This is a genomic window from Mycolicibacterium helvum (genome assembly GCF_010731895.1).
GTDB lineage: Bacteria > Actinomycetota > Actinomycetes > Mycobacteriales > Mycobacteriaceae > Mycobacterium > Mycobacterium helvum.
Window position 1 is genome coordinate 531,185 of sequence record NZ_AP022596.1, and the last position, 25,069, is coordinate 556,253.

Here is a 25,069-nt window from a genome sequence, read left to right on the forward strand (position 1 = left end):
TCACTCCTCGACGTAGATGGCCTGCGCGGGACAAGCCGCGGCGGCCCGGCGCGCATTGTCTTCCTGATCAGCTGGCGGGCTGCTGGTGAGCAGCACGACGACGCCGTCCTCGTCACGCTGGTCGAACACCTCGGATGCATTGAGCACGCACTGGCCCGAAGAGACGCACTTGTCCTGGTCGACGGTGACCCTCATTGTTCAGTCCTGTCGTGTCACTGGGGCCAGCCACAACCCGACGAGCGCATCGACAAGCCCGGCAGCGGCTGTACGCCAACTGGTTAGCGGCACGGACGCGCCCTCAGCCAGAGCCCGTTCGTATTCGGCACAGGTGTGCATCAACAGGTTGCGCGCCATGATGTTGCGTTCGACGCGGACGGGTCCCGGCAGCTCGGGCAGGCAGCGGTTGATGCTCTCCACGACGGTCACCAGCGTGGGCAATGTCAGCGCATCGCGGGTGACGGTCTTCTGGTAGGCCGGGTCGGCCATCACCTGTGCGGCGAACCGGGCGTACCACGTGGGGTTGCCCAACGCGGTCAGGTGATCCGTGAGGGGCAGCACCAGGCACTCCACCCAGGCGCGCAGGTCCGCTGAGGATCCCAGTGCGATGACCCGCTCTTCCCGGAGCTTCTCTACGGGGATGGCGTGCTTGTGCTCGATCGCGCGAACCAGGTCGGTCTTGGTACCGAAGTGGTAGCCGACGGCGGCGTTGTTGCCTTGCCCGGCAGCCTCGCTGACCTGCCGATTCGATACCGCGAAGACGCCATGCTCGGCAAACAGCCGCTCGGCGGCGGTCAGGATCGCTTCACGGGTGAGGCTGGCCCGATCCGTGCGGGTCCCTTTGGTCGCGGTGGTCATCGCTGGCCAGTCAACTCCGGCCACACTATTAAGTCAAGCGATTGATTTACGAATCCTGAGGCTTCTTTTTCTTCGGCACCGGCTTGCCGGCCGCAGTCCCGCCATCGACCGGCAGAACCGTGCCGGTGACATACGGCGAGCGATCGCCGGCGAAGAACAGAATTGCCTCGGCGACATCGGCGGCGGTCCCCTCCCGCTCCAGCGGTCGGTCAGCCCGCATGGTCGCCCGAATGCCGGCCTCGAACTTGGCGACCTGCTCGGCGTCCATGCCGTGTGCGGACTTCGACACGATGGCGGTCCGGATGTGGCCGGGCGCAAGACAGTTCACCCGGACCTCGTAGTTCGCCAGCTCAATGGCAGCGCATTTGGTGAAGTGGATGACCGCGGCCTTGGATGCCCGATACGTCATCACACCGCCGCCGGCCTGGATTCCACCGATGGACGTCAGGTTGATGATCGAACCTCCGCCGGAGCTCTTCATGTGCCGGGCCGCGTCTCTGGTGCCGGCCATGACGGCCTTCAGGTTGATGGCCATGATGTTCTCGAAGTCGGCCAGATCGTCTTCGAGGAAACTGCGGTGCATCGTCCCCGAGATCCCCGCGTTATTGACCATGACATCGATCCGGCCGAACTTCTCCACCGCGGTGTCGATCAGCCCGGTGATCTGCTCGGTGTCCGCGACGTCGGCAGGCACGAACAGTGCCTGCGGATCCCGGTCGGCCAATACCCGGCCCCGTTCGACGTCGACGTCACCGAACACGACGGTCGCGCCCTCGGCGAGGAACCGCTCGACAATGCCGGCGCCGAGTCCCGATGCGCCGCCGGTGACGACCGCGACCTTGCCTGCCAATTCGTTGCCCATGACGGCTCAATCCCTCTCGTCCGCACGCCGATCCGGCGGCGTTCGCAGTCAACTCGCTGCATCCGACCGAAGTCAAGCGGTTGATTTAAATGAGCACAGCGCACCGGAATGGACGCACACTGGAAGCTCTCAGCCATCGCCGACCCAGGAGATCATGACGAACGCCGACGTCACCTTGCGCCAGCTGCGGTACTTCGCCGTTCTCGGCACCGAACTGAATTATCGGCGCGCTGCCGACAAGCTGTTCATCACCCAGCCGGCATTGTCGACGGCGATAAAGCAGCTCGAGCACCAATTCGGAGTCGGGTTGTTCACCCGCAACACGCGCGAGGTCGCGCTGACCGACCTGGGTGCGGCATGGCTGCCCCAGGTGCAACAGGCGCTGGCCGGGGTCGATGCCGTGGTCGCCAACCTCGTGACAATGTCGGGGACCCAGCAGGGAGTGTTGCGGCTCGGCTATCTGATCGGCACAGGCGCCGACTTGTTGTTCCGGATCGTTCGGCATTTCGAGGCGGCCCATCCCGGCGTGGTCGTGGAACCCAGCGAATACGACTTCGCCGACCCCACCGCGGGTCTCGGCGACGGCAGCATGGAAGTCGCTTTGATCCGGCCGCCGGTGGATCTGCCCGAACACCGCATGCTGATGCTGGACGCCGAAAGCTGGGTGGCCTGCCTGCCGCGGGATCACCGGCTGGCCACCCGCGCCGAGATCGACATCACCGAACTGCTCGACGAGCCGATCGTGTGCGCTCCGATGACCGCCGGGGGCTGGCGCGACTACTGGTTGGCGATGGATGTGCGCGGCAACCGCCCGCCGTCCATTGCCGGGATTGCCGCCACCTACGAAGCCGAGACGACGATGGTCGCCCGTGGCCTCGGCATCAGTTTCACGACGTCGTCGGTGGCGCATTTCTACGATCGCCCCGGCATTGTTTACGTGCCGATCACCGGACGGCCGCCCAGCTATACGGCGCTGGCATGGCATCCCGGGCGGTTGTCTCCGCAGGCAGAAGCCCTGATTGTGCATGTTCAGGAACAGTGGAACTTCGGCGATGAGCACCGGTGATAAACCACGGTTATCAGTCCATTGAAATGTGGAACTTCCGAAAGTGCTGGCAGCGGGTTTTCCTGGCTTCAGTTGTTTGATGAGCCGCCCTGACCTGGAGTGACCATGACCGATGCGTTGAGACCGTCCACTCATTCGCCATTGCCACCCGCGTCCCATCCGGGAGAAAGCGAGGACGACCGGCTCGCGGACTTCGGCTACCGGCAGCGGCTTGATCGGTCGGTGGGCTCGCTCGCATCGTTCGCGATCGGGTTCGCCACCATCAGTGCCACCACCGCGGTGTTCACCGGCTTCGGCGCCGGCTACTTCACCGCAGGCGCGCCGTTCGTGTGGACGCTGCTGCTGGCCGGCGTGGTGTTCTCCCTGTGGGCGTTCATCGCCGCCGACCTGACGGCCAAGATCCCGCTTGCCGGCTACGCCTACCAATGGACCAGCCGGATCAACGGCGCCAGCATGGGCTGGTTCACCGGGTTCGTCGCGCTGCTCGGCTGGATCAGCGGCATGACCGGCGTTGGCTTCATCCTGTCGGGTTACCTGGGCGGCCTTTTCGGCTGGAACATGAATCAGAGCGAACAGATCCTCGTCGCCATCGCCGTGGTCTTCCTCTGCGTCCTCATCAACATCTACGGTGTGCGCTTTGCGACCATGGTCAACAACATCGGCGTGAGTCTCGAGCTGGTCATCACCGTCGGCGCCACGCTGTTGGTGGCCGCCATCGCGTTTTCGGCCCCCGAGAACCATCAACCGATCTCGGTGCTGTTCACCGGAGGACAATCGGGTGACAAGGACTCCTATGCGGTCGCATGGCTGGCCGCCGCACTCGGACCGTTCTTCGGCCTGATTGGGGTGGAGGCCGGTGCCGACGTCGCCGAGGAGACCAAGAACGCCCGCCACGTGGTGCCCCGAACCATGTTCTACGCGCTGGTCACTTCGATCGTCATTGAGCTGCTGATGTACATCGTCTACGTGCTCGCGATCCGGGACGAGGCGGCGGTACAAGCCAACTCGGCAGCGCCGATCGAGGAGATCATCAACCAGCAAGCCGGGCCGGTCGTCACCAAAATCGTTGTCGCGGTGGCATTGACGAACATTCTGGCCTGCCTGCTGTCCAACATCCTGGTGGCCACCCGGCTGACCTACTCGATGGCCCGAGACAACATGTTGCCGGCCTCGCACCTGTGGCGCCATGTTTCACCCAAGAGCAAGACGCCCACCTACGCCGTGATCGGACTGGGTTGCCTGTCGACCGTGCTGCTGTTGTCCGCACTGGTCAATGAGAAGGCGTTCAACTACATCCTGGGCATCGCCTCGCTGCTGTTTTTCTCCGTCTACATCCTGCAGACCATCGGGCTGCTGATCGGCGTGCGCAAGGGCACCATCCCACCGGGCGAGCCGGGCACCTTTGACCTGGGCCGGTTCCGCGTCCCGATCTACGTGACCGCGCTGATCGTGTTCCTCGGGGTGGCCGTAGCACTGGTCTTCCTGCCCCAGTTTGCCGGCAACGGCTGGGTATTCCTCGGCATCGTCGCGGTCGGGGGGCTCTGGTGGGGCACTGGACTGCGCAACCGTCTGCGCCGCGGCGATGCCGGATCGGACTTCGCCCGCACTCATCTCATCAACGACTAGTTATCCGAAAGGGACGTCAAATTCATGGCAATCAACACCGATCTCTCCACCAGCAACCTGGTCAGCGTCGAGCCCGGCGCCATCCGTGAGGCCACGCCGCCCGGCTCGGTGATCCAGTACAGCGATTACGAACTCGACTATTCAAGCCAATTCGCCGGCGGCGCCGCCTGGATCGAAGGTGAGTACATCCCGGCATCAGAGGCCAGAATCTCGATCTTCGACACCGGATTCGGGCACTCCGACCTGACGTACACGGTCGCCCATGTGTGGCACGGCAACATCTTCCGGCTCGGAGATCACTTGGACCGGCTGCTCGACGGCGCCCGCAAGCTGCACCTGGACGCCGGGCTGACCAAGGAAGAGCTGGCCGACATCACCAAGCGCTGCGTCGCACTGTCGGGACTGCGAGAGTCCTTCGTCAACCTGACCGTTACGCGCGGCTACGGAAAACGCAAGGGCGAGAAAGACTTGTCCAAGCTCAATCATCAGGTTTACATCTACGCCATCCCCTACCTGTGGGCGTTCCCGCCGGAGGAGCAGATCTTCGGCACCACCGCGATCGTGCCGCGCCACGTCCGCCGCGCCGGGCGCAACACCGTCGACCCGACCATCAAGAACTACCAGTGGGGCGATCTCACGGCGGCCAGCTTCGAGGCCAAAGAACGCGGCGCGCGCACTGCCATCCTGCTCGATGCTGACAACTGTGTGGCCGAGGGGCCGGGGTTCAACGTCGTGATCGTCAAGGACGGCAAGCTGTTCTCGCCGTCACGCAACGCGCTGCCCGGCATCACCCGCAAGACGGTGTTCGAGATCGCCGACGCCATGGGCATCGAAGCCACCCTGTGCGACGTCACCAGCCGCGAGCTCTACGACGCCGACGAGCTGATGGCAGTGACCACCGCGGGCGGGGTCACGCCGATCATCTCGCTGGACGGCGAGACGTTCAGCCAGGGCGAGCCCGGTCCGCTGACGGTGGCGATCCGAGATCGCTTCTGGGCGTTGATGGACGAGCCATCGCCGCTCATCGAAGCCATCGACTACTGAGGTGGCGGCCGTCGAGGCCGTGATCGACCTTGGCGCGATCGTCCATAACGTGCAGGTGGTGGCCGAGCGCGCGCGATCGGGCGTGATGGCCGTGGTCAAGGCCAACGGCTACGGACACGGCGCCACCCCGGTTGCGCGCGCCGCGTTGGACGCTGGCGCCGCCGAGATCGGGGTGGCCACCGTCGAGGAGGCGCTGGCCCTACGACGCGACGGGGTCAGCGCCCCGATCGTTGCCTGGTTGCACACGCCCACAACTGATTTCGCCGCCGCAGTCGCCGCCGACATCGAAGTGGTGGTGTCCTCGGCCCGCCAACTGGCCGAGGTGGCGGCCTGCGCCGAGGTCGTCGGCAGCGCAGCGACGATCGGGGTCAAGGTCGACACCGGACTCGGGCGCAACGGCGCCGCGTTGCCGGATTGGCCGGATCTCTGCGACACCGTGGCCAAGCATTCCGCGACCGGTGCGGTCGTGATGCGCACGGCGATGACACACCTGGCCAGGGGTGACGAGCCACATCACCCGCTCAACGACCAGCAGGCGGCGTTCCTGGACGCTTGTGTGGCCGATCTGGGCCGCGCGGGCGCTCCCGCCCAGGTAGTCCACATGTCGAATTCGGCTGCCGCCCTGACCCGACCGGACTTGTCACGCGACCTTGTGCGCGCCGGGATCGCCGTCTACGGACACACCCCCGTTCCGCAGCTCGGCGATTTCGGGCTGGCACCGGCGATGACGCTGACTGCCGAGATCGCGGTTGTCAAGAAAATCTCCGCAGGACAGGGCGTTTCGTACAACCACACGTGGGTTGCGCCGCGCGACACCACGATCGCAGTGGTCGCTTGTGGTTACGCAGACGGGATCCCGCGGGTACTGACCGACTGGTTGACCGTGGCAATCGACGGACGTCACTTCCGCAGCGTTGGGCGGATCTGCATGGACCAGTTCGTCGTCGACCTCGGACCAGGTAGAACCGAGGTGAGCGAGGGCGACCGGGCGGTGCTATTCGGTCCGGGTAGCTGTGGTGAAGCGACGGCAGCCGACTGGGCGCGCGCCGCGGGCACGATCGACTACGAGATCCTCTCGAGCATCCGCGGGCGCACCGCGCGGCGCTATGTGTCCCGAGCCAGGATCAACCGGCAGGCGTCCTGATAACGGTCCATGACCGCCGGGGTCGGCTCGGCGTCATAGACCACGGCCTGGCTTGTCGCCCACGTCGGCGGGACATCGCCGCCCGACAGCGTCCAGGCCGCCTGACGCGCGGCCCCGAGGGCAACGTACTCGCCCGGTTCAGGCACCACGACCGGCACCCCGAGCACGGCAGGCGCGATCCGCCGAACCGCTTCGGATCGCACACCGCCACCGACGATCATCACCCGTTCGGTGGCGATGCCCTGGTCGGCGATCTTGTCCAGGCAGAACCGCATCGAGGCGAGCAAACCCTCGACGGCAGCGCGGGCCACGTTGGCCGGCAACATGTTACGACCAGTCACGCCGTGCAGCGCCCCGGTGGCATCGGGCAGGTTCGGTGAGCGCTCACCGTCGAAATATGGCACCCAGACCAGCCCCTCGGCTCCGGCCCGCGCACTCAGCGCCAGGTCGGAGAATTCCTCGAAGTTCACGCCGAGCATGGCGGCGACGGCAGCCAGCACGGGCGCGCCGTTCAGCGTGCACACCAACGGCAGATACCGGCCGGTCGCGTCGGCGAAACCTGCGACCAGACCGTCCGCATCGTTGGGCACCGTATCGCCGACAGCGCTGACAACCCCGGACGTGCCCAACGAGATCACGCAGTCACCGACACGCGCACCCAGGCCCAGCGCGGCAGCTGCGTTATCGCCGGCACCGGGCCCCAGCAGGGCCCCTGCCAGAGTCCGCCCGGCCTCGTCGTGCGGTCCGAGCACCCGGGGCAGAGCAGGACTGCGGCCCCGCATCGCCGCGCTCAGCACGTCGGGCCGGTACTCGCCGGTGGCAGCGGCGAAATAGCCCGTGCCACTGGCATCGCTGCGGTCGGTACGTAATGCCGCGATGTCGGTGCTGTCGCCCAGTCGCCAGGTCAGGTAGTCGTGCGGCAGGCACACCGCCGCGGTCGCATCAGCGTTTCGCGGTTCGTGGTCGGCGAGCCAGCGAATTTTGGTAACGGTGAACGATGCGACCGGCACGACACCGATCTGCGCGGCCCACCACGACGATCCGCCGAATTCGGTCACCAGTTCCGCGGAGGCGTCCCCAGAACGGGTGTCGTTCCACAACAACGCGGGTCGCACCACCGCGCCCCGCTCGTCAAGGCAGACCATGCCGTGTTGTTGTCCGCCGACCGAAACCGCCGCCACATCGTCAAGGCCGCCGGCTTGCCCGATACTGGCCTGCAGCGCGTTCCACCAGTGCTCGGGGTCGACCTCGGTACCCGGCGGGTGGGGTGCGTTCCCCGACCGCACCACCGCTCCGGTGTCGGCATCGCAAATCACAACCTTGCACGACTGGGTGGACGAGTCGATACCAGCCACGAGCGTCATGGCTCGGCCCTCATCACCAGTCCTCAGTCAACGGCACTCCGCTATTCAACCTGTTCAGGGGCGGCTCAATCAAACAGACGAGAGCGGTTAACCGAGCGACTAGAGAACATTGTTCTCTCACTTGGCCAGCAAACCTGACGCAAACCGCATACGGCATTGACACGTTTTGAACGAAGCTGCAACAGTTGCTCACACCGCAGCCCATGGGAGGAACATCCGGTGACAATCAGTGCCGACAGGGATCTTCATTACGACCCCTATGACGTCGACCAGAACATCAATCCGTTTCCGATGTTCGCCCGGCTGCGCGAAGAAGCGCCGCTCTACTACAACCCCGATCTCGACTTCTACGCGCTGAGCCGGTTCGACGATGTCAACAAGGCCGTCATCGATCACGAGACATTCATCTCCGGCCGCGGCGCACTGCTGGAGATCATCAAGTCCGGAATGGAAATTCCCACCGGGACATTGATTTTCGAGGATCCGCCGATCCATAACATCCACCGCAATCTGTTGTCGCGTGTGTTCACCCCGCGCAAAGTTGCCGCACTCGAACCTCAGATCCGCGAATTCACCACCCGCTGCCTCGATCCGTTGGTCGGCACGGGTCGCTTCGACTTCGTCAACGACCTCGGCGAGCAGATGCCGATGCGGGTGATCGGCATGCTCCTTGGCATTCCGGAAGACCGGCAGCGACAGATCACCGATCACGGTGAGGCGACACTTCAGAAGAAAGAGGTCGACCTACTGGCCACCGGCGAGGTGTTCGCCGAGTTCATCGACTACCGACGTGACCACCCATCCGACGACATCATGACCGACCTGCTCAACGCCGAATTCACCGACGAGACCGGCACGGTACGGCGTCTGGCCCGCGAGGAACTGTTGCTCTATTTGACGGTGATCGCCACCGCCGGGTCGGAGACCACCACCCGGCTGATCGGTTGGGCCGGAAAGACACTGGCCGAATACCCGGATCAGCGTCGCGAACTGGCCGAGAATCCGGCCCTCATTCCGCAGGCGATCGAAGAGCTCCTGCGCTGGGAGCCGCCGGCACTGCAGATCGCCCGTTACGTCGCCCGCGACACCGAGTACTACGGGCAGACCGTGCCAGAAGGCTCGGCGATGCTGATGCTCGTTGGTTCAGCCAACCGCGATCACCGCCGCTTCGCTCCCGACGGCGACGTGTTCGATATTCACCGTGACCTCAAGTCGCACATGACCTTTGGGGCGGGTACCCACTTCTGCATGGGCAACGCCCTGGCCCGGATGGAGGGGCGCATCGCGCTCGAAGAGATCCTCAAGCGCTTCCCCACCTGGGACGTCGACTGGGCAGGCGCTGTGAAGTCCCAAACCACTGCGGTCCGCGGCTGGGATGCCATGCCGACGATCGTTACCTGACATCCACCAACTACGACAATAGGACTGAAGAACCATGGCAGGACGGGTAGAAGGCAAGGTCGCATTTGTCACCGGTGCGGCACGCGGACAAGGCCGCGCGCACGCGGTCCGGCTGGCGTCCGAGGGCGCCGACATCATCGCGGTCGATATCTGTAAGAAGATCGACACGGTCGACTTGATCGCCGCGTCCACGCCGGAGGATCTGGCCGAGACCGCCGATCTGGTCAAAGGCCACAACCGGCGCATCGTCACCGCCGAGGTCGACGTGCGCGACTACGACGCGCTGAAAGCAGCCGTGGACAGTGGCGTTGAGCAGCTGGGCCGGCTCGACATCATCGTTGCGAACGCAGGCATCGGCAACGGCGGCCAGACGCTGGACCAGACCAGCGAAACCGACTGGACCGCAATGATCGACATCAACCTGGGTGGCGTGTGGAAGACGGTCAAAGCCGGCGTGCCGCACATCCTCGCAGGTGAGCGCGGCGGCTCGATCATCCTGACCAGCTCCGTCGGCGGCATCAAGGCCTACCCGCACTGCGGCCACTACGTCGCCGCCAAGCACGGGGTCGTCGGCCTGATGAAGACGTTCGCGGTCGAGCTGGGCGCCAAGAACATCCGGGTCAATTCGGTGCACCCGACCAACGTGAACACCCCGCTGTTCATGAACGAAGGCACCATGAAGCTGTTCCGTCCCGACCTGGAGAACCCGGGCCCCGACGACATCAAGGTCGTCGGCGAATTCATGCACACGCTGCCGATCGGCTGGGTCGAGCCCGAGGATATCGCCAATGCGGTGCTGTTCCTGGCCTCCGATGAGGCCCGCTACATCACCGGTGTCCAGCTGCCCGTCGACGGCGGAAGCTGTTTGAAGTAGCTCCTGCCGGCGAGCTCGTCGACCATGTGTGGGCATCGAGCGGCTCGGGCCGGGCTAGTCGGTCACCCCGGCGAAGAACTTCAGCAGTAGGTCGGCCAGCACGTCGGGGCGCTCGATCTGCGGGCAATGACCGGCGTCGTCGATGACCGCCGAGCGGCCACCGGTGATCTGGCCGGCGATCTCGGCGGCCCACCCCGCCGGTAGCAGCTTGTCCCACGCGCCCTCCACCACCAGGACTGGAACGTCGATCCGCTCATACGCCCGCTTGCTCGACGGGGCCGGCGCAGCGTCCAGTCCCGGTCGGCGAAACCGCGCCGCCGCCAAGGATTCCCAGGCTCCTGGTGCGATGCTGGATTCATGGCGTCGCCGCACGTACGCCTCGTCAGCGGGGAACGAGGGATCGAAGAACAGCGCCTCCACGATGGCCTGCATCCCTTCGAGCGAGGCGTCATAGTCGTAGAGCGCGGCGGTGTGCCGGTTCTTCTGAATCTCGCCGCCACCGCAGATCGCAACCGCGCTGCGCACCGGCAGCACGGGAGCCGCCGAGGTGAGGTCCACCAAGATGTTGATGGCCCCCATCGAGTTGCCGACGAAATGTGCCGAGTCGATGCCCAGCAGCGCACAAAACCGGGCGATGTGTCGGATCCGCATGCCCCGTCCATCGGTGAAGTCGACCACCTTGGCGGAGTCCCCGAAGCCCAACATGTCCGGTGCCAGCACCCGATAGCGTTGCGAAAGAACCGGAATGACTCGCTCCCAGCTGATTTCGGCGCTTACGCCGAACTCGCCGCCGTGCAGCAGCACGACGGGCTCGCCCTCCCCCGCCTCGAGAAAATGAGTGGCCAGTCCGTTGACGACGATGGTCCGGTGTTGAATGTTCACTTGATCGCGATCGGGTTGATCGGCGACCCCACCGCCCCGGTGACGGACAGCGGCGGTGCGACGAGCTGGAATTCGTAACGGCCATCGGCCGCGCAATCAGCGGCCAACTCCGTGAGATTCCAGTACTCGCCCAGCATCAGACCCATGTCACGCAGACACAGCATGTGCATCGGCAGGATGGCACCGTCGACCCCCGACGCCGGATTCTCCACCATCAGGTTGTCGGCCGCCACCGCCGCCACCTGATGGTCGTGCAGCCACGATGCGCAGGTCCAGTCGAGTCCAGCACCCGGCTCCGTCCCGTCACCGGTCTCTACAAACCTTGCCCACCAACCAGTTCGGATCAGCACGATGTCACCGGGTTCTACACTCACGCCTTGCGTCTTGGCTGCCCTGTCGAGTTCGGCCGGGGTGATCGGCTCACCGAGCTCACAGAACGTCGGGACCCCGCGCAGTGTGACGATGTCGAGCAGGACGCCCCGCGAGGTGATGCCCAGGCCGGCGACCTTGTCGATGCCCAGGTAGTAGGCACCGAGGCTGGACACCGAGTCCGCGGGAAACCCGTTGTAGAGCTTGTCCTCGTAGTAGACGTGGGAGAGCGCGTCCCATTGGGTGGCGGCCTGCAGCGGCATGATGATCATGTCGTCGTTGAACCGCATCGGCCCGGCCTTGGTGTACCCGCCCAGCTGCACGGCCGACGGATTGCGCAGCCATTTCGGCCCGTACTCCATCAGTGTGTTGGCGTCGCCGCCGTCGATCGTCATCACGTGGGTGGGATTTTGCCGGTACTGGAACGCGCCCTGCGGTCCCGACGAGCCGAAGTCGACGCCGAGTGAAAACACCTTGCCGTGCTCGACCGTTGCCGCCGCCTGCGCGATCTTCTCCGGCGTGATGAAGTTCAGCGTGCCGAGTTCGTCGGCCTCACCCCACCGGCCCCAGTTACGGACGTCGTCGGCGACCCGGCGGAAATCGCTCATATCGGCCACGCGGGTCATCCCTTCTCATAGTCGGCAGCTTGGCGCGCCGCGATATTGCCGCCGTCGGCCCAGATGACCTGTCCGGTGATGTAACCGGCGGCCTTGCTGCCCAGGAATACCAGCACCGCGGCCTGCTCGGCGGGGTTGGACACCCGCCCGAGCGGTTTGGGGATGTCATCGAGCAGGCCCTGCCCGTAGGCCGACCGCAGCTGGTCGAGAATCGGCGTCTCGGTCACACCCGGTCCCGTGCAGTTGATCCGAATACCGTTGGCGCCCAGCCGGACGGCATTGCTCACCGTGTAGCCGATGATCGCCTCCTTGGACAGCCGGTAGCCGCCGTCGGCCAGCGCGTCGGGATGGTCGTGACACCACGCAATGCCCTCGGCCATCGAGCCCGTCGTCAGCAAACCCGCGGCCTGCGGCAGGTTCTCACGGTAGTTCGCCGCGGCCAGGGACGACACGCAAATGACCGACGCGCCCTGGCCCAACGTAGGCAGTATCGCTTCGGTGAGATGCCGGGTGCCCAGGAAGTTGATGGTGACCACCTTTACTGGGTTGCCGATTCCCGAGGACACTCCGGCCACATTGAACAGCACATCGACCGGGCCGCTCACCGAGGCGACGGCCCGATCGATCGAACCGGGATCGGCCAGATCGACCTCCACGAACGTGCTCAGCTCGACCGTGTCGGGCGCCGGGGATCGCAGATCAAGGCCGACCACTTCGGCACCCAGATCGGTGAGCTGCCCGCACAGCTGAGCACCGATTCCCGACGCGCAGCCGGTGACCACCACACGACGGCCGTCATACCGCAACAGATCGTCGATAGTGGACACCGTCACTTGGCTTCCCGCTTGTCCTTCTCCAACTGTGCGGCCTTCACGCGACCCTCGTTGATCTCGGCCATCGCCTCGGGAATCTCGCCGGCGGTGAACTTTCCACCCCGGCCGGTGGGCAGGCCGCCGAAGGAGTAGGTCTCGTCGAAGATCGGGGCCTCCGAGGGCTGCCGGCGCGCCTCGACCTTCTCGACCACCGGCGCCAGCCGCTTGGCTTTGTCGGCAACGGCTTTGGCGTCCCGCTCGATGAACTCGGGCAGGATCTCCTTGCCCATGATCTCGATGGACTCCATCGTGCCCTGGTGGCTACGCGGGTTGAGCAGCAAGATGATCTCGTCGACACCGCTGGCCTCGTAGCCGCGCAGGAACTCCCGCACGGTCTCCGGCGAGCCGATGGCGCCGCGCCCCGGACCGTAGGCCAGGGTCGGGTCCTCCTCGACGGCCTTCTCATACAGTTCCCACACGCCGGTGCGGCCGGGGGTGTGCATGCCGGTCAGGTAGTAGTGCATGATGCCGAACGAGAAGAATCCGCCGCCGATTCCGATCCGTTTGAGAGCTTCCTCGTCGGTCTTGGCCACCATCATCGACAAGTCGCCGCCGATGGCCAGGATGTTGGGGTTGATGGCCGGGGTGACGGGCGCGCCCTGCTCCTCGAATTCCTGGTAGTAACCGGCCACCCGCTCCTTGAGCGCCTCGGGGCCGGTGTAGGCGAAACTCAGTGCACCGATAGCCTTCTGCGCTGCCATTTGCACCGATGACGGACGGGTGCAGGCCACCCACACCGGCGGGTGTGGGTTCTGCAGCGGCTTGGGGATCACGTTGCGGGCCGGCATCTCGACATGCTCGCCCTTGAAGCCGGTGAACGGTGCCTCCGTCATACAGCGGATGGACACCTCCAGCGCTTCTTCCCACATGGTGCGCTTATCGGCCGGGTCGATGTCGAAGCCGCCGAGCTCGGCGACCGATGAACCTTCGCCCGTACCGAATTCGACACGGCCGTTGGACAAATGGTCCAACGTGGCGACGCGCTCGGCGATGCGGGCTGGGTGGTTGATCGGCGGTGGCAGGTGCATCACGCCGAAGCCGAGCCGGATGTCTTTGGTCCGCTGGCTGGCCGCGGCCAGGAACATCTCCGGCGCGGTGGAGTGGCAGTACTCCTCCAGGAAGTGGTGTTCGGTGAGCCACACGGTGGCGAACCCGGCCTTATCGGCGGCCTCCACCTCATCGAGGCCATGCTGGAACAGCTGGTGCTCATCGTCCTCCGACCATGGCCGCGGCAGCGGGAACTCGTAGAACAGCGAGATTTTCATGCGGTTACCTCTCGATCAGAGTTATGGGAGATGTGTTCTGCTGCGACGTATCCGAACGTCATCGCGGGTCCGATGGTGGCGCCGGCACCGGCGTAGCTACGGCCCATCACCGCAGCCGATGCGTTCCCAGTGGCGTACAGCCCATCGATGACTGTGCCGTCCTCGCGCAGCACCCTGGCGTGCTCGTCGGTGAGCAATCCTCCGGACGTTCCCAGGTCGCCGAGGATGATCTGGAAGGCTAGATACGGCGCCTTGCCCAGCGGCGCCAGATTGGGGTTGGGCAGCGTCGGGTCGCCGTAGTAGTTGTCGTAGGCGCTGTCGCCCCGATTGAAGTCGTCATCGTGGCCCTTGCGGGCGAGTTCGTTGAACCGGGCAGCGGTGCGCTGCAACGCGTCAGCCGGGACACCAATCTTGGCAGCTAGCTCACCGAAGGTGTCGGCGACGACGACGATCCCGGAGTCCAGCCACGCCTGCGGGATCTTGCGGCCGGTGGGCACCGGCGCGAACGGCACTTTCGGGACGGGCAGATGGCCGCCCACCACGTACCGGTGGAACGACGCGATGTCGGTGACCAGCCAGCACGGGATGTGTTCAACTCCAGCCTTCCCGTCGCTTCGCTCCCCCAGACCCTGCTGGCCCTCGATCATCGCGTGCGCGAAATCCATATAGGGCGCCGCCTCATTGATGAACCGCTTCCCGGCGCCGTTGATCACGAACTGGGCGGGCATCATCCGCTCGTTGAGCATGAACTGCAGGCGTCCGTCGGGCCAGCACATGGCGGGAAACCACCACGCCTCGTCGAGAAGATCGGTGGCCGCGCCCACCTTCTCACCGGCTCGGATACCGTCGCCGGTGGCCGCGGGATTGCCGAAGCTCCAGTCTTTTTCCAGCACCGGGAGGTGCTCACGACGCCACGCCATATCGTGGTCGAACCCGCCGGAGGCCACCACCACACCGCGCCGGGCGGCGACCCGCAGCAGCTTGCCGTCCCGTTCGACCACGGCACCGACCACCCGTCCTTCTGGGCCGTCCACATCGGTGATCAGTTCGGTCATGGGCGCCGACAACCAGAGCGGGATGTTCTTCTCTTTGAGCGCCAGCCGCATCCGCGCCATCAGCGACTGACCGATCGCGGCCATCCGGTCGCCGAACACCCGGGCCCGGAACATCCGCCAGATCAGCTTCAGCAGCACGGCCTTGCCCCGCCAGTTCTGCCGAACCTGATAGAACAGCCGAAGATCCTTGGGCGCGAACCAGATTCCCTTCGGAGCCAGCGCCAACGGCGCAAGCAGGTTCTGCTCTTCGTCGCCGAGCTTGCGCAGATCGATCTCGGGCACGTTGATGGTGCTGCCACGCTCGGACCCGCCGGGCAGCTCGGGGTAGTAGTCGGCGTAGCCCGGCTTCCAGACGAACTCGAACCAGCTGCTGGACTTCTCCAGGAACTCCATCATCTCGGGGGCGGTGTCGACGTACGCGCGCAGTCGTTCGTCGCTGACCAGACCGCCGGTGATGGTCTTGAGGTACATGAACACCTCGTCGGGGTCCGGCGAGTATCCGGCCTTGCGTTGCGACGGCGCACCGGGCACCCAGATACCGCCGCCGGACAGTGCCGATGAACCACCAAATTTGGGCGACTTTTCCACGATCAGGGTGTCCAGTCCGAGCGCCTCGGCGCGTAACGCCGCGGTCATCCCGCCCGCGCCCGATCCTATGACGAGAACATCGACCGTGTGATCAAAGGACTGTCTCATGCCGGCACCGCCGTCCGGATCGCGAAGCCCGCGATCAGCTCGGGAGCAGCGCGGTAGTAGCGCTGCTGTGTCTGGTAGTAACCCCGGGCCGCCAGCGCGGCGAAAGCCGCTACCCAGGTTCGGATCTCATGGGCCGAATTACCGGCCTCGCGGGCAATCCAGTCGTTGCTCCAGCCGTCGACCTCGGCGAGCCGGTTGGTGTCGATCAGATCCAGTAGACCGTGGTCCCAGTCCGGATTCAGCGGCTGCAACGGGCTCTCCCCGTGCGCGAAATCGTGCGCCGCGGCCATCACGGCCTCTTGCCGTGCCGCTCGCCCTTCCGGCGACATCGGCGCCCCACCGACTATCCGTTCCAGTGCGGCCGGTGGCGCGGTCGCCAACGTCGGCACCGGCGGATCATGCGACAACCCACCGGATCCGACGATCAGCACCCGCATGTCCAGGGTGTTCAGGTAGCCACCGATCGCGGCGCCCAGCGCCCGGGTGCGCTTCAGCGGCCCCAGCGGGGTGGCCACCGAGTTGATGAACACCGGGATGATAGGAGGCGAGGCCGCGCGCAGATTCTCGGACCCAAAGAGCACCTCGAGCGGCTGCATTGTGCCGTGATCGACGTCCATGGCCGCCGATAGGGACACATCGACGTCAGCTTCCCATACCGCGGCGGCCATGGCGTTGGCGATATCGGCGGGCACGTTCAGCGGCCCGGCATGGGTGCCGTAGTCGCCGACGCCTTGAGCCGCGGTGCCGATACAGAAGGGCGGCATCAGCCGATAGAAGAATCCGTTGTAGTGGTCCGGGGAGAAGACGACCACGAGCTCGGGGTCGAAATCCGCCGCGAAGGACCGGGTTTCGGCGAGCTGGGTGTTGATATCGTCAAGCAGTTCCGCCGACGGGCCGGGAAGGTTCAGCAGCGGACTGTGCGACATGCAGCAGAGGGCCAGTGGCATCGGTGCCTCCTCCCGGGGTGAGGGTGAGCTTGTCGAGCAGGGCCGCACTCAGCTCGGGTGCGCGTTGGGCGATGCACGCGCCCGCGATGCAGCGGTCGGGTCGCAGAAACATCACGGATTCTTCGTGGCTGTCGAACCAGGCTTTCAGTGCTCCGGTGCGGTCGCCGACCACCACGACATCGGGGTCGTCATGGCCGGTCCAGTTCAGCTGGGTGGTCGGACGCAACGCCACGAAGACCGCGCCCAGCGCCTTCCAGTCGGCGAAGGCCTTCTCCCCCAGCAGTTGCCGCGGATTATTGCTCCAGCACACAAAAGCGAACCAGGGGCCGATGACATCGTCGAACAAGACGTTCTGCTGATACCGGGTGTCCACGCGGGGCTGGATGAACAGCGTGCCGACCGCCGAGGACGGCGAGCGTGGCTCGCTGTGCACCACCGCACCCTGTTCGTAGCGCGGCATCGGCTTAAAACGCATCTCCAGGACGTAGCGCTTCAATGTGGGCACCAGGGAGGCCGCGCGGATGAGCGCATCCCGTGCGCCTGCGATCCGTGGGTTGGTCGGCGAGATCACCTTGCCCACCGTGGTCGACAGGTCGATCATCGCGCGAGCGTGCTTGCGGCGCTCGACGTCGTAGCTGTCCAGCAGCGCATCGCGGGCCTGCCCGTTGACCACCGCCGCCAGTTTCCAGCCGAGGTTGGCGGCATCACGGATGCCGCTGTTGTAGCCCTGGCCCTGCCAGACCGGCATCAGGTGGGCGGCGTCCCCGGCAATCAACATGCGGCCCTTGCGGAACGAACTGGCGATACGGGAATGGTGGGTGTACAGCCGGCGGCGGATGATGTCGACCTTGGCCGGATACGGCACCAATCGGGAGAGCATCTGTGCCACGAACGCGGGATCTTGTGCCTGCTCGTCGGTTTCGTGTCCGTGGATCAGGAATTCGAAGCGCCGGATGCCGTGGGCGATAGCGATCGAGACGTAGGGCCGCACCGGGTCGGCGCCGACTTCACTGTTGGGATGTCCCAGCGGGTCGTTGGCGATATCGACGACCAGCCACCGGGTCGACGACGTCGTGCCGTCGAAGGACACCCCCATCAGGCGGCGGGTGGCACTGCGTCCACCATCGCAGCCGACGACGTAGCGGGCGTCGACCTTTCGCGGCCCACTGTTCGCCGGCGACATCTCTACGGTGACACCATCGGCGGTCTCGGTGATCGACGTCATCGGGTGACCCCACGCCACCTCGACATGGTCGAATCGGTCGAGGCCCTTGGATAGTTCGGCGTCGACCAGGGGCTGCACGAACCCGTTGCGCTTGGGCCAGCCGAACCGCGCGTCGGGTGGAGCCATCTCGGCCAGCAGCCGGCGCTTGCCGTCGTAGAACCGCAGGATCTGATTGGGCACGGTGTGCGACAGCACCGCGTCCACCAGTCCGATCGCCTGGAAGGTGCGCAGACCCTCGTCGTCGAGCCCCACCCCGCGCGGGTAGTCGATCAGTGCGTCGCGCTCGTCGACCACCAGGGTGCGGACCCCCTGCAGGCCAAGCACATTGGCGAGGGTCAGGCCGACCGGTCCGGCACCCACCACGACGACGCCGAAACTCATGCTCACCGGCCCAGCAGGAAGTCGATATGCAGGCGGTTGAACGTCTTGGGGTCCTCGTATTGCGGCCAGTGGCCGCAGCCTTCCATGACTTCGAAGCGGGCGCCCGGGATCATCTCCGAGATACGCCTGCCTTCATCGGTGTCGGCAGTCGGGTCGTCACTGGTCCACAGCACCAGCGTCGGCGCGGTGATGGCACGATAGTCACTGGGGCTCATCAGATTTCGCTGCCGGATCTCGGGATCTTGCAGCGCCATGATGTCGCGCATGGCCGCGACGAATCCGGGCTGCCGGTATATCCGCTGCCGGCTGGCGACGATGTCGTCGTAGTCCTTGGTCTTGTCGGCCATCAGCCACTTGATCCTGGCCTGGACGGTGTCCCAACTCGGATTCTCCGCGGCAGCCATCGACAGTGTGATGATCCGCTTCATCACCTCTGGGTCGGCCTGCGAACCACCGGCGGTGTTGAGCACCAGTCGCTCGAGTCGGTCGGGGTGATCGACGGCGAAGCGCGAGGCCACCCACCCGCCCAACGACTCACCCGAGAGGTGGGCGCGCCCGGCTCCGATGGTGTCGAGGACGGCTGCAAGGTGCTCGACGTAGTGCGGGATCTCCAGCAGATGCCCGGGCTTGTCGGTGTAGCCGTGCCCGAGCATGTCGATCGACCAGGTGGAGAAATGTTCGGCGTGCGCCTCGATATTGCGCACGTATGCCTCGGCATGGCCGCCCGATCCGTGCAGAAGCACCAGCGTGGGTTTGGCCGGATCACCGGCATGCAGGTAACGCGTTCGTACGCCGCCGGCATCCAGATAGCCCTGTGAGAACACAGCGCCCTGCAAATCGCTCCAGACGCTTTCGAACTCCGGCACCCCGTGGCCCCTATCGTCGGTGATAATGGGATTCTCGTTTTTGTAAGCAGTATGTGTAATTATTGAACTATGGTGTGCGATAGTTTAAGAGCATCACTCTCGCGGTGCTGTCTGTCAAGGCACTTCGGGGTGGTTCGCACCCGATTTCGCACCTCAGGCACGGGGACGGCATGACGCAGGCACACACCAAGAGCCCGGTCAGCGCTGCGCCGGGGTCACAGACCCTGGCCCGCGGTTTGCACGCATTGCAGCTGGTCGCGGAGGCGAAAGGTGGGCTGACCATCCAGCAGGTCGCCGACCACATCGGGGTGCACCGAACCATCGCCTACCGGCTGCTGAGCACCCTGGCCTCCTATCGGCTCGTGGCCAAGGCCGAGGATGGGCGGTTCCGGGCCGCGGCCGGCCTTGCGGCACTGGGGGCGTCATTCGACAACAACGTCCGCGAACTGTCGCTGCCGACCCTGCGCGGACTCGCCGACGAACTCGGAACAACGGTGTCGCTGCTGGTCGCCGAGGGCGATCAACAGGTCGCGATCGCGGTCATCGTGCCCACCCGGGTTTCCTATCAACTGTCCTTTCATGAGGGCAGCCGCTGCCCACTCGACCGGGGTGCGGCCGGGGTCGCGCTGCTGGCCAGCATGCCGCCGCGGCCTCACGAACGTCCGCTGGTGACCCGCGCACGTGAGCAGGGTTGGATCATCACCCACGGCGAGGTCGAGCCCAACACCTACGGCCTGGCGGTTCCGGTTCACCGGCCCCCCACCTCGCCGCACACCTGCATCAACCTGATCTCGCACCGTGAGGACCTGGTACTGCACGGGAGGGAAGCGGCCATCACCGCAGCCCAACGACTTTCGGCCATCCTGAGTTAAGCACCCCGCTGAACTGGGCAAACACCGGCTTGGACGCTTGACACTGCGCGATCGGTCTCATTAGCGTGACAACAACGAACACCTGCGCTCTACCTACGCGCACACCAATTTCTTTGTGCAGCAATGGCAGTGAAGTGAGGAGCCGGCGATGGCGGACACCTGGGACGAGGGAGTCGATGTCGTCGTGCTGGGAACCGGCGCGGCCGGCCTGACGGCCGCGCTGGCCGCCAGTGCCGAAGGCGCATCGGTGGCGGTGTTCGAGAAGGCGCCGACGGTCGGCGGCACCACCGCGGTGTCGGGCGGCATCGTCTGGATTCCCGCGCACAACCGGGCTGCCGGCGGCGAGCTGAGTGTCGCCGATGCGCTGAAATACCTTGAGGCCCAATCGCTCGGCGTCATGGACCATGATCTGGTCGAGACCTTCGTGCGCACAGGACCGGCGATGCTGGACTACGTCGAGACCCACAGTGCGCTCCGGTTCGAGGTCGCCGAAGGTTTCCCCGACTACAAGCCCGAGCTGCCGGGCGGGCAGCCTGGTGGCGGACGGTCGTTGAACGCCAAGCCGTTCGACAGAGCGACGGTGGGCGAATGGGCCTCGCGGATCACGTCGTTCCCGATCGACTTCAGCAACGTCGGTATCGACGCCGAGACACGGGCCCGCATCCACGCCGCCGTCGACGATATGGATGGTGACTACTGCGTCGCGGGTGCCGCACTGATCGCCGGCCTACTCAAAGGCCTGCTGGATCTCGGGGTCACGCCGGTGACCAAGGCTCGCGCCGTCGAGCTGATCGGTTCCGCATCCGGCATCACCGGAGTACGGATTATGCTGGACGACAATAGTATTCGAGTACGGGCCGACAAGGCGGTGATCCTGGGAACCGGCGGATTCGAGTGGGATCAGCGCCTGGTCGAGGCCTACCTGCGCGGGCCATTGCGCGGGCCGGTGTCACCGCCGAACAATACCGGCGACGGCCTGCGGATGGCCATGGCGCACGGCGCCGACCTGGCGAACATGGGTGAAGCCTGGTGGGTGCCGGTCATCCAGATCCCCGGTGACACACTCGGCGGCAAACCGCGCAGTCGCAGTGTGCGATTGGAGCGCACCAGGCCGCGCAGCATCATCGTCAACCGGGCCGGGAAGCGCTTCCTCAACGAAGCCGGCGAATACAACTCGATGTCGGGACCGTTCCACCAGCTCGACCCACGCGCCGGTTACATCAACGACCCGGCGTGGATCGTGTTCGACGCCCAGCACCTGAAGCAGTACGGCTTCCTGGGTATCGAGCCGGGCGGCGTCGCCCCCGACTGGTTCAACGAATCGACGACCCTGGCCGAACTGGAAGCCAAGACCGGGATCGACGCCGACGGGCTGACCACCACCCTGGCGGCCTGGAACGGCGCCGTCGCGCAGGAAGTCGATCCCGAATTCGGCCGCGGTGCAAGCGCATACGACGGGTACTGGGGCGACAACTCGGCAGCCACGCCAGCGCTGCAGACCCTCGGCCCGCTGGACACCGCGCCGTACTACGCCGTGCCGGTGGGGATCGGCGCGATGGGTACCAAAGGCGGACCCCGCACCGACGGTGATGGCCGGGTGCTGCACGTCAGCGGTGAGCCGATACCTGGACTCTTTGCCGCGGGTAACGCCATGGCCGGCGTGACCGGACGGGCATACGGCGGAGCCGGCGGAACACTCGGGCCGGCAATGGTATTCGGCTACCGGGCCGGCCTTGCCGCGGCAGGCAAGCCTGCTCCTCGTTGACTGAGAACTGTGGCCGACAGTTCGGCCGAAATCTCGGCCTCAGCGCTCAATCAACGCAAATTATTGCGCACCAGGTATTTCTGGACCTTGCCGCTGGCGGTGCGCGGATAGTCGGCCACCTCGTGCAGCTCCTCGGGCCATTTCTGTCGTGCCGCGCCGCAGCTCTCGAAGTGGGCGCGAACCTCCTGCAACGTCGGCATGCGGTGGCCCTCCTTGATCCGCAACACTGCCGCGGTGTGCTCGCCGAGGCGGACGTCCGGCGCGGACACCACCACGGCTTCGGCCACCGCGGGCATGGTGAGCAACAGTTCCTCCACCTCGAGTGCGCTGATGTTCTCCCCACCGCGGATGATGACATCGGCCTTGCGGTCGGTGATGGTCAAATAGCCGTCCTCGTCGAGGACGCCGATGTCACCGGTGTGGTACCAGCCGTCGTCATCGAAGGCCTTCGCGGTCAGCGCGTCGTCGGTGTAGCCCAGGCACAGATCCGGTCCGCGGGAAAGGATCTCGCCATCCTCGGTCAGCTTCATCTCGACACCGGGTCGGGCGTCACCGTCGGTGAGTAAGCGCTTGTCCTCGGGGGCATCCGGCCGTGACCCGGTGATCGACGGGTGTTCGGTGCTGCCGTAAGACCGGAAAACGTGCACGCCCCGATCGGCCAACCGGCGAGTCACCGCGGCCGGTACCGTCGAGCCACCGAGCCCGACGTGTCTGATCCGATTCATGTGCGACTCGGTGAACTTCGGATGGTCAAGCAGGCTGGTGACAAAGTACGGTGGGCCGCCACCAATCGACATGCCCTCCGATTCCATCAATTCCAGCACCCGGCCCGGATCCCAGACGTCGGTCAGGTCGATGGGGGCGCCCTCGAGCACGGGGATCAGGAATGCCCCGACCATGCCGATGAAGTGGCCGACCGGGGTGGCGGTGATCTGCCTGCCGCGGTCAGGCGCGTAGTTCTCCAGCAGCTGGCGGGTCTCGAAACCCAGCGTCTGGTGGCTGTGGATCACGCCCTTAGGGTCGCGGGTCGTCCCAGAGGTGAAGGCGATGAGCGCCGGGCTGGCCGGATCGGTGTGCAGCTCGCCTGCCATCGGCTCGGCGGCCAGCAGGTCGTTGAAGTCTTTTCCAACCAGTCCCACGATCGGGACGTCAGCGCACAGGTCCGGGTGGAACGTCATATGACCGAAGTGCTCGGTGGTGATGAAGACCTTTGGGCGTGCCGTGCCGATGATATGGGTCAGTTCCTTGCGGCCGTAAAAGTGCACGACCGGGACGACGACGGCACCCAGGAAGGCCGACGCCCAGAACGTCACCGCGGCCTCGACCCAGTTCGGCAGTTGGAAGGCGATGACGTCGCCCGGCCCGACACCGCGAGCACGCAGGCCGGCGGCCAGCCGGCGCGCGGCGTCCTCGACGTCGCGGAACGTGCCGCTGAACGGGTGCACCGCCGAGTGCACCCAGAACCCCGTATCGGGGTTGGCCGTCAGCCCTCTGGCTAGCAGCTCACCGAGGGTGTCCGGCGTCCACCAGCCCTCATCGATGTAGCGTTTGCTGAGCTCAACCGGGATATTTCTCAACTACCAGCACCTCCGCCTGGCGATGCTATTCTCCTGCATCGAGAATGCCAATACCGAAATTGGAGAACTATATGGTCGACCTGGAGTGCAGCGACGGTCTCGTGGTCCTCACGATCGACCGGCCGCATGCCCGCAACGCGATCGCGCTCTCGACCATGGGCGAACTCGAAGAGGCGCTCGACGCCGCAGCCGGTGCGGAGGCCCTCGTGATTCGCGGCAGCGGTGATCGGGCGTTCGTGTCCGGCGGCGACCTCAAAGAGCTCGCCGCACTGCGCACCACCGAGGAGGCTGCCGCAATGGCGTCGCGGATGCGCGCGATCTGTGACCGCATCGCGAGCTTCCCCGCCCCTGTCATCGCCGCACTGAACGGGCACGCGCTCGGCGGCGGGGCCGAAGTCGCCGTTGCCGCCGATATCCGGGTTGCCGCCGACGACGTGAAGATCGGCTTCAACCAGGTGTCCCTGGCGATCATGCCGGCCTGGGGCGGCGCCGAGCGGCTCGCCGCGTTGGTCGGTAAGAGCAAGGCACTGCTACTCGCGGGGTCGGGCACGGTGCTCACCGCAGGCGAGGCCGAACGGTGGGGGTTGATCGACCGGGTGGTCCCCCGCGACTCATTCGACGACGAATGGCGCACGCTGGCACGGTCGTTGGCCAACCGGCCGGCCGGTCGGATCAAGCGGGTGATCGCCGGCGTGACGCCCGCCGAAGCCATCGACGCGTTCGCCGAACTTTGGGTGTCCGACGAACACTGGGCCGCCGCCGACCGGGTGATGAACCGTGCCAAATGACGGCGCCGCTCACCGGTCCCTGGCGCCGCGTTCGGTGAACGCCGAAAAGTCGAGTAGTCGACTACCTGCTTCGCAGCTGGTCGCTCCCTATACGGTGTATCGCCGGGGGAAGCCGTTCTGGCGATACGACGAGGAGCCCTTATAGCGACGGAAAGCTCGACGCAATTACGGCTGCTAGCCAGCATCGATCCCCGGCTGTGGGACACCATGTTTCCGCCTCAAACACGCTTTGTGAGCACGCCGCCGACACCTCTACTCGCCTCGAACAGCGATTTTCAGTTGCAGATTCAGCTCGCTGTCTGCGATCTCACCCGTCGCATTGCGGATGCCGCGGCGGCCGCTAGCGCACAAGGTGGTGACGGCGCGGCCGTCATCACGCGCACGGTCGACGCCTGGGTGCGCGTCGATGATCGGGACGGCGATGGGCGGGTACCGATCACGTCGTTCTTCCCGCCACTGTGGTCGGTCGCCCTCCCCCGACTGACGCGACCGAACGACCTTGTCGACCTGGTCCCGGCCTTCGCCGCAGCGGCCTGGTCTTTCATCGTGATCGCCAGAACGATCCGCGACCGATCACTGAACCAAGCGATTCACGAGGCCATCGACACGATCCTGAGCAGAGCCGAGACAATCGCCGCCAGCACCTGCCACTGAGC

23 protein-coding genes are annotated in these 25,069 nt (G+C 65.6%); 10 read left to right on the forward strand and 13 right to left on the reverse strand.

Annotated elements, in window-relative coordinates:
* From G6N38_RS02400 to G6N38_RS02410, 3 genes are read right to left on the reverse strand one after another with little or no spacing between them, the layout of a single operon-like run.
* Positions 1-195, reverse strand: a complete 195-nt coding sequence (locus G6N38_RS02400) for a ferredoxin (RefSeq protein ID WP_163746084.1) — start codon at positions 193-195, stop codon at positions 1-3.
* A gap of 3 nt (positions 196-198) precedes the next feature.
* Positions 199-855, reverse strand: coding sequence for a TetR/AcrR family transcriptional regulator (locus tag G6N38_RS02405; protein WP_163746085.1), 657 nt, complete (start codon positions 853-855; stop codon positions 199-201).
* A gap of 46 nt (positions 856-901) precedes the next feature.
* Positions 902-1,717, reverse strand: coding sequence for an SDR family NAD(P)-dependent oxidoreductase (locus tag G6N38_RS02410; protein ID WP_163746086.1), 816 nt, complete (start codon positions 1,715-1,717; stop codon positions 902-904).
* 154 nt (positions 1,718-1,871) lie between these two features.
* Between G6N38_RS02410 and G6N38_RS02415 the strand changes: the two genes are divergently transcribed.
* The 4 genes from G6N38_RS02415 (at position 1,872) to alr (ending at position 6,597) form a co-directional block, all read left to right on the forward strand.
* On the forward strand, positions 1,872-2,783 hold the full coding sequence (locus G6N38_RS02415) for a LysR family transcriptional regulator (RefSeq protein ID WP_163746087.1): 912 nt from the start codon (positions 1,872-1,874) through the stop codon (positions 2,781-2,783).
* Between the two features lie 105 nt (positions 2,784-2,888).
* A complete protein-coding gene (locus G6N38_RS02420) occupies positions 2,889-4,409 on the forward strand; it encodes an APC family permease (protein WP_163746088.1) in 1,521 nt (506 codons plus the stop codon).
* A 24-nt stretch (positions 4,410-4,433) separates the two neighbouring features.
* Positions 4,434-5,453, forward strand: coding sequence for an aminotransferase class IV (locus G6N38_RS02425; protein WP_163746089.1), 1,020 nt, complete (start codon positions 4,434-4,436; stop codon positions 5,451-5,453).
* A gap of 1 nt (position 5,454) precedes the next feature.
* Positions 5,455-6,597 (forward strand): alanine racemase, encoded by a 1,143-nt coding sequence (gene alr, locus G6N38_RS02430; RefSeq protein ID WP_163746090.1) that lies wholly within the window; start codon positions 5,455-5,457, stop codon positions 6,595-6,597.
* On the opposite strand, the gene xylB is transcribed toward alr, so the two are convergent.
* Positions 6,558-7,961: a xylulokinase gene (gene xylB / locus G6N38_RS02435; protein WP_163746091.1), complete on the reverse strand. Its 1,404-nt coding sequence runs from the start codon at positions 7,959-7,961 to the stop codon at positions 6,558-6,560. The two genes, alr and xylB, sit on opposite strands and share 40 nt — an antisense overlap.
* A gap of 219 nt (positions 7,962-8,180) precedes the next feature.
* Between xylB and G6N38_RS02440 the strand changes: the two genes are divergently transcribed.
* On the forward strand, positions 8,181-9,362 hold the full coding sequence (locus G6N38_RS02440; protein WP_163746092.1) for a cytochrome P450: 1,182 nt from the start codon (positions 8,181-8,183) through the stop codon (positions 9,360-9,362).
* A 34-nt stretch (positions 9,363-9,396) separates the two neighbouring features.
* Positions 9,397-10,236: a mycofactocin-coupled SDR family oxidoreductase gene (locus G6N38_RS02445; protein ID WP_163746093.1), complete on the forward strand. Its 840-nt coding sequence runs from the start codon at positions 9,397-9,399 to the stop codon at positions 10,234-10,236.
* A gap of 54 nt (positions 10,237-10,290) precedes the next feature.
* Here the strand turns inward: G6N38_RS02445 and G6N38_RS02450 are convergent, their stop codons facing one another.
* Genes G6N38_RS02450 through G6N38_RS02485 form a run of 8 tightly spaced genes read right to left on the reverse strand, consistent with a single transcriptional unit; the run spans position 10,291 to position 19,411 of the window.
* A complete protein-coding gene (locus G6N38_RS02450; protein WP_163746094.1) occupies positions 10,291-11,118 on the reverse strand; it encodes an alpha/beta fold hydrolase in 828 nt (275 codons plus the stop codon).
* Positions 11,115-12,113 (reverse strand): cyclase family protein, encoded by a 999-nt coding sequence (locus tag G6N38_RS02455; protein WP_407662903.1) that lies wholly within the window; start codon positions 12,111-12,113, stop codon positions 11,115-11,117. Before G6N38_RS02455 ends, G6N38_RS02450 begins: the two co-directional genes overlap by 4 nt.
* A complete protein-coding gene (locus tag G6N38_RS02460) occupies positions 12,110-12,931 on the reverse strand; it encodes a coniferyl-alcohol dehydrogenase (RefSeq protein ID WP_163751751.1) in 822 nt (273 codons plus the stop codon). The genes G6N38_RS02455 and G6N38_RS02460 overlap by 4 nt, the downstream gene beginning before the upstream one ends.
* Before the next feature lie 2 nt (positions 12,932-12,933).
* Positions 12,934-14,241, reverse strand: a complete 1,308-nt coding sequence (locus G6N38_RS02465) for an LLM class flavin-dependent oxidoreductase (RefSeq protein WP_163746095.1) — start codon at positions 14,239-14,241, stop codon at positions 12,934-12,936.
* Positions 14,238-15,992 carry an FAD-binding protein gene (locus G6N38_RS02470; protein ID WP_163746096.1) on the reverse strand — a complete coding sequence of 585 codons (1,755 nt, stop codon included), beginning with the start codon at positions 15,990-15,992 and terminating at the stop codon, positions 14,238-14,240. Before G6N38_RS02470 ends, G6N38_RS02465 begins: the two co-directional genes overlap by 4 nt.
* Positions 15,989-16,918, reverse strand: coding sequence for a 3-carboxyethylcatechol 2,3-dioxygenase (locus tag G6N38_RS02475; protein WP_246227640.1), 930 nt, complete (start codon positions 16,916-16,918; stop codon positions 15,989-15,991). Before G6N38_RS02475 ends, G6N38_RS02470 begins: the two co-directional genes overlap by 4 nt.
* Positions 16,866-18,545, reverse strand: a complete 1,680-nt coding sequence (locus tag G6N38_RS02480; protein WP_163751753.1) for a bifunctional 3-(3-hydroxy-phenyl)propionate/3-hydroxycinnamic acid hydroxylase — start codon at positions 18,543-18,545, stop codon at positions 16,866-16,868. The genes G6N38_RS02475 and G6N38_RS02480 overlap by 53 nt, the downstream gene beginning before the upstream one ends.
* A gap of 2 nt (positions 18,546-18,547) precedes the next feature.
* Entirely contained in the window at positions 18,548-19,411 is an 864-nt protein-coding gene (locus tag G6N38_RS02485) for an alpha/beta fold hydrolase (RefSeq protein WP_163746098.1), read from the reverse strand.
* Between the two features lie 170 nt (positions 19,412-19,581).
* Between G6N38_RS02485 and G6N38_RS02490 the strand changes: the two genes are divergently transcribed.
* Positions 19,582-20,283, forward strand: coding sequence for an IclR family transcriptional regulator (locus tag G6N38_RS02490; RefSeq protein ID WP_163746099.1), 702 nt, complete (start codon positions 19,582-19,584; stop codon positions 20,281-20,283).
* 148 nt (positions 20,284-20,431) lie between these two features.
* On the forward strand, positions 20,432-22,048 hold the full coding sequence (locus G6N38_RS02495; RefSeq protein WP_163746100.1) for an FAD-dependent oxidoreductase: 1,617 nt from the start codon (positions 20,432-20,434) through the stop codon (positions 22,046-22,048).
* A gap of 50 nt (positions 22,049-22,098) precedes the next feature.
* Here G6N38_RS02495 and G6N38_RS02500 read toward each other — a convergent pair whose 3' ends face one another.
* Positions 22,099-23,625 carry an AMP-binding protein gene (locus tag G6N38_RS02500; protein WP_163746101.1) on the reverse strand — a complete coding sequence of 509 codons (1,527 nt, stop codon included), beginning with the start codon at positions 23,623-23,625 and terminating at the stop codon, positions 22,099-22,101.
* A gap of 71 nt (positions 23,626-23,696) precedes the next feature.
* Between G6N38_RS02500 and G6N38_RS02505 the strand changes: the two genes are divergently transcribed.
* Both G6N38_RS02505 and G6N38_RS02510 read left to right on the forward strand, forming a co-directional pair.
* Positions 23,697-24,413, forward strand: a complete 717-nt coding sequence (locus G6N38_RS02505) for an enoyl-CoA hydratase/isomerase family protein (protein ID WP_163751754.1) — start codon at positions 23,697-23,699, stop codon at positions 24,411-24,413.
* A gap of 231 nt (positions 24,414-24,644) precedes the next feature.
* Entirely contained in the window at positions 24,645-25,067 is a 423-nt protein-coding gene (locus G6N38_RS02510) for a hypothetical protein (RefSeq protein WP_246227642.1), read from the forward strand.
* Positions 25,068-25,069 lie beyond the last annotated feature (2 nt).

What these genes read in the sequence shown, in the direction of transcription:
- G6N38_RS02465 (WP_163746095.1), bottom strand. Translation starts at nt 14,241, where the DNA reads ATGAAAATCTCGCTGTTCTACGAGTTCCCGCTGCCGCGGCCATGGTCG.
- G6N38_RS02505 (WP_163751754.1), top strand. Translation starts at nt 23,697, where the DNA reads ATGGTCGACCTGGAGTGCAGCGACGGTCTCGTGGTCCTCACGATCGAC.
- G6N38_RS02455 (WP_407662903.1), bottom strand. Translation starts at nt 12,113, where the DNA reads ATGACCCGCGTGGCCGATATGAGCGATTTCCGCCGGGTCGCCGACGAC.
- G6N38_RS02480 (WP_163751753.1), bottom strand. Translation starts at nt 18,545, where the DNA reads ATGAGTTTCGGCGTCGTCGTGGTGGGTGCCGGACCGGTCGGCCTGACC.
- G6N38_RS02415 (WP_163746087.1), top strand. Translation starts at nt 1,872, where the DNA reads ATGACGAACGCCGACGTCACCTTGCGCCAGCTGCGGTACTTCGCCGTT.
- G6N38_RS02490 (WP_163746099.1), top strand. Translation starts at nt 19,582, where the DNA reads ATGACGCAGGCACACACCAAGAGCCCGGTCAGCGCTGCGCCGGGGTCA.
- G6N38_RS02420 (WP_163746088.1), top strand. Translation starts at nt 2,889, where the DNA reads ATGACCGATGCGTTGAGACCGTCCACTCATTCGCCATTGCCACCCGCG.
- G6N38_RS02400 (WP_163746084.1), bottom strand. Translation starts at nt 195, where the DNA reads ATGAGGGTCACCGTCGACCAGGACAAGTGCGTCTCTTCGGGCCAGTGC.
- G6N38_RS02495 (WP_163746100.1), top strand. Translation starts at nt 20,432, where the DNA reads ATGGCGGACACCTGGGACGAGGGAGTCGATGTCGTCGTGCTGGGAACC.
- xylB (WP_163746091.1), bottom strand. Translation starts at nt 7,961, where the DNA reads ATGACGCTCGTGGCTGGTATCGACTCGTCCACCCAGTCGTGCAAGGTT.
- G6N38_RS02405 (WP_163746085.1), bottom strand. Translation starts at nt 855, where the DNA reads ATGACCACCGCGACCAAAGGGACCCGCACGGATCGGGCCAGCCTCACC.
- G6N38_RS02425 (WP_163746089.1), top strand. Translation starts at nt 4,434, where the DNA reads ATGGCAATCAACACCGATCTCTCCACCAGCAACCTGGTCAGCGTCGAG.
- G6N38_RS02470 (WP_163746096.1), bottom strand. Translation starts at nt 15,992, where the DNA reads ATGAGACAGTCCTTTGATCACACGGTCGATGTTCTCGTCATAGGATCG.
- G6N38_RS02475 (WP_246227640.1), bottom strand. Translation starts at nt 16,918, where the DNA reads ATGTCGCACAGTCCGCTGCTGAACCTTCCCGGCCCGTCGGCGGAACTG.
- G6N38_RS02410 (WP_163746086.1), bottom strand. Translation starts at nt 1,717, where the DNA reads ATGGGCAACGAATTGGCAGGCAAGGTCGCGGTCGTCACCGGCGGCGCA.
- G6N38_RS02445 (WP_163746093.1), top strand. Translation starts at nt 9,397, where the DNA reads ATGGCAGGACGGGTAGAAGGCAAGGTCGCATTTGTCACCGGTGCGGCA.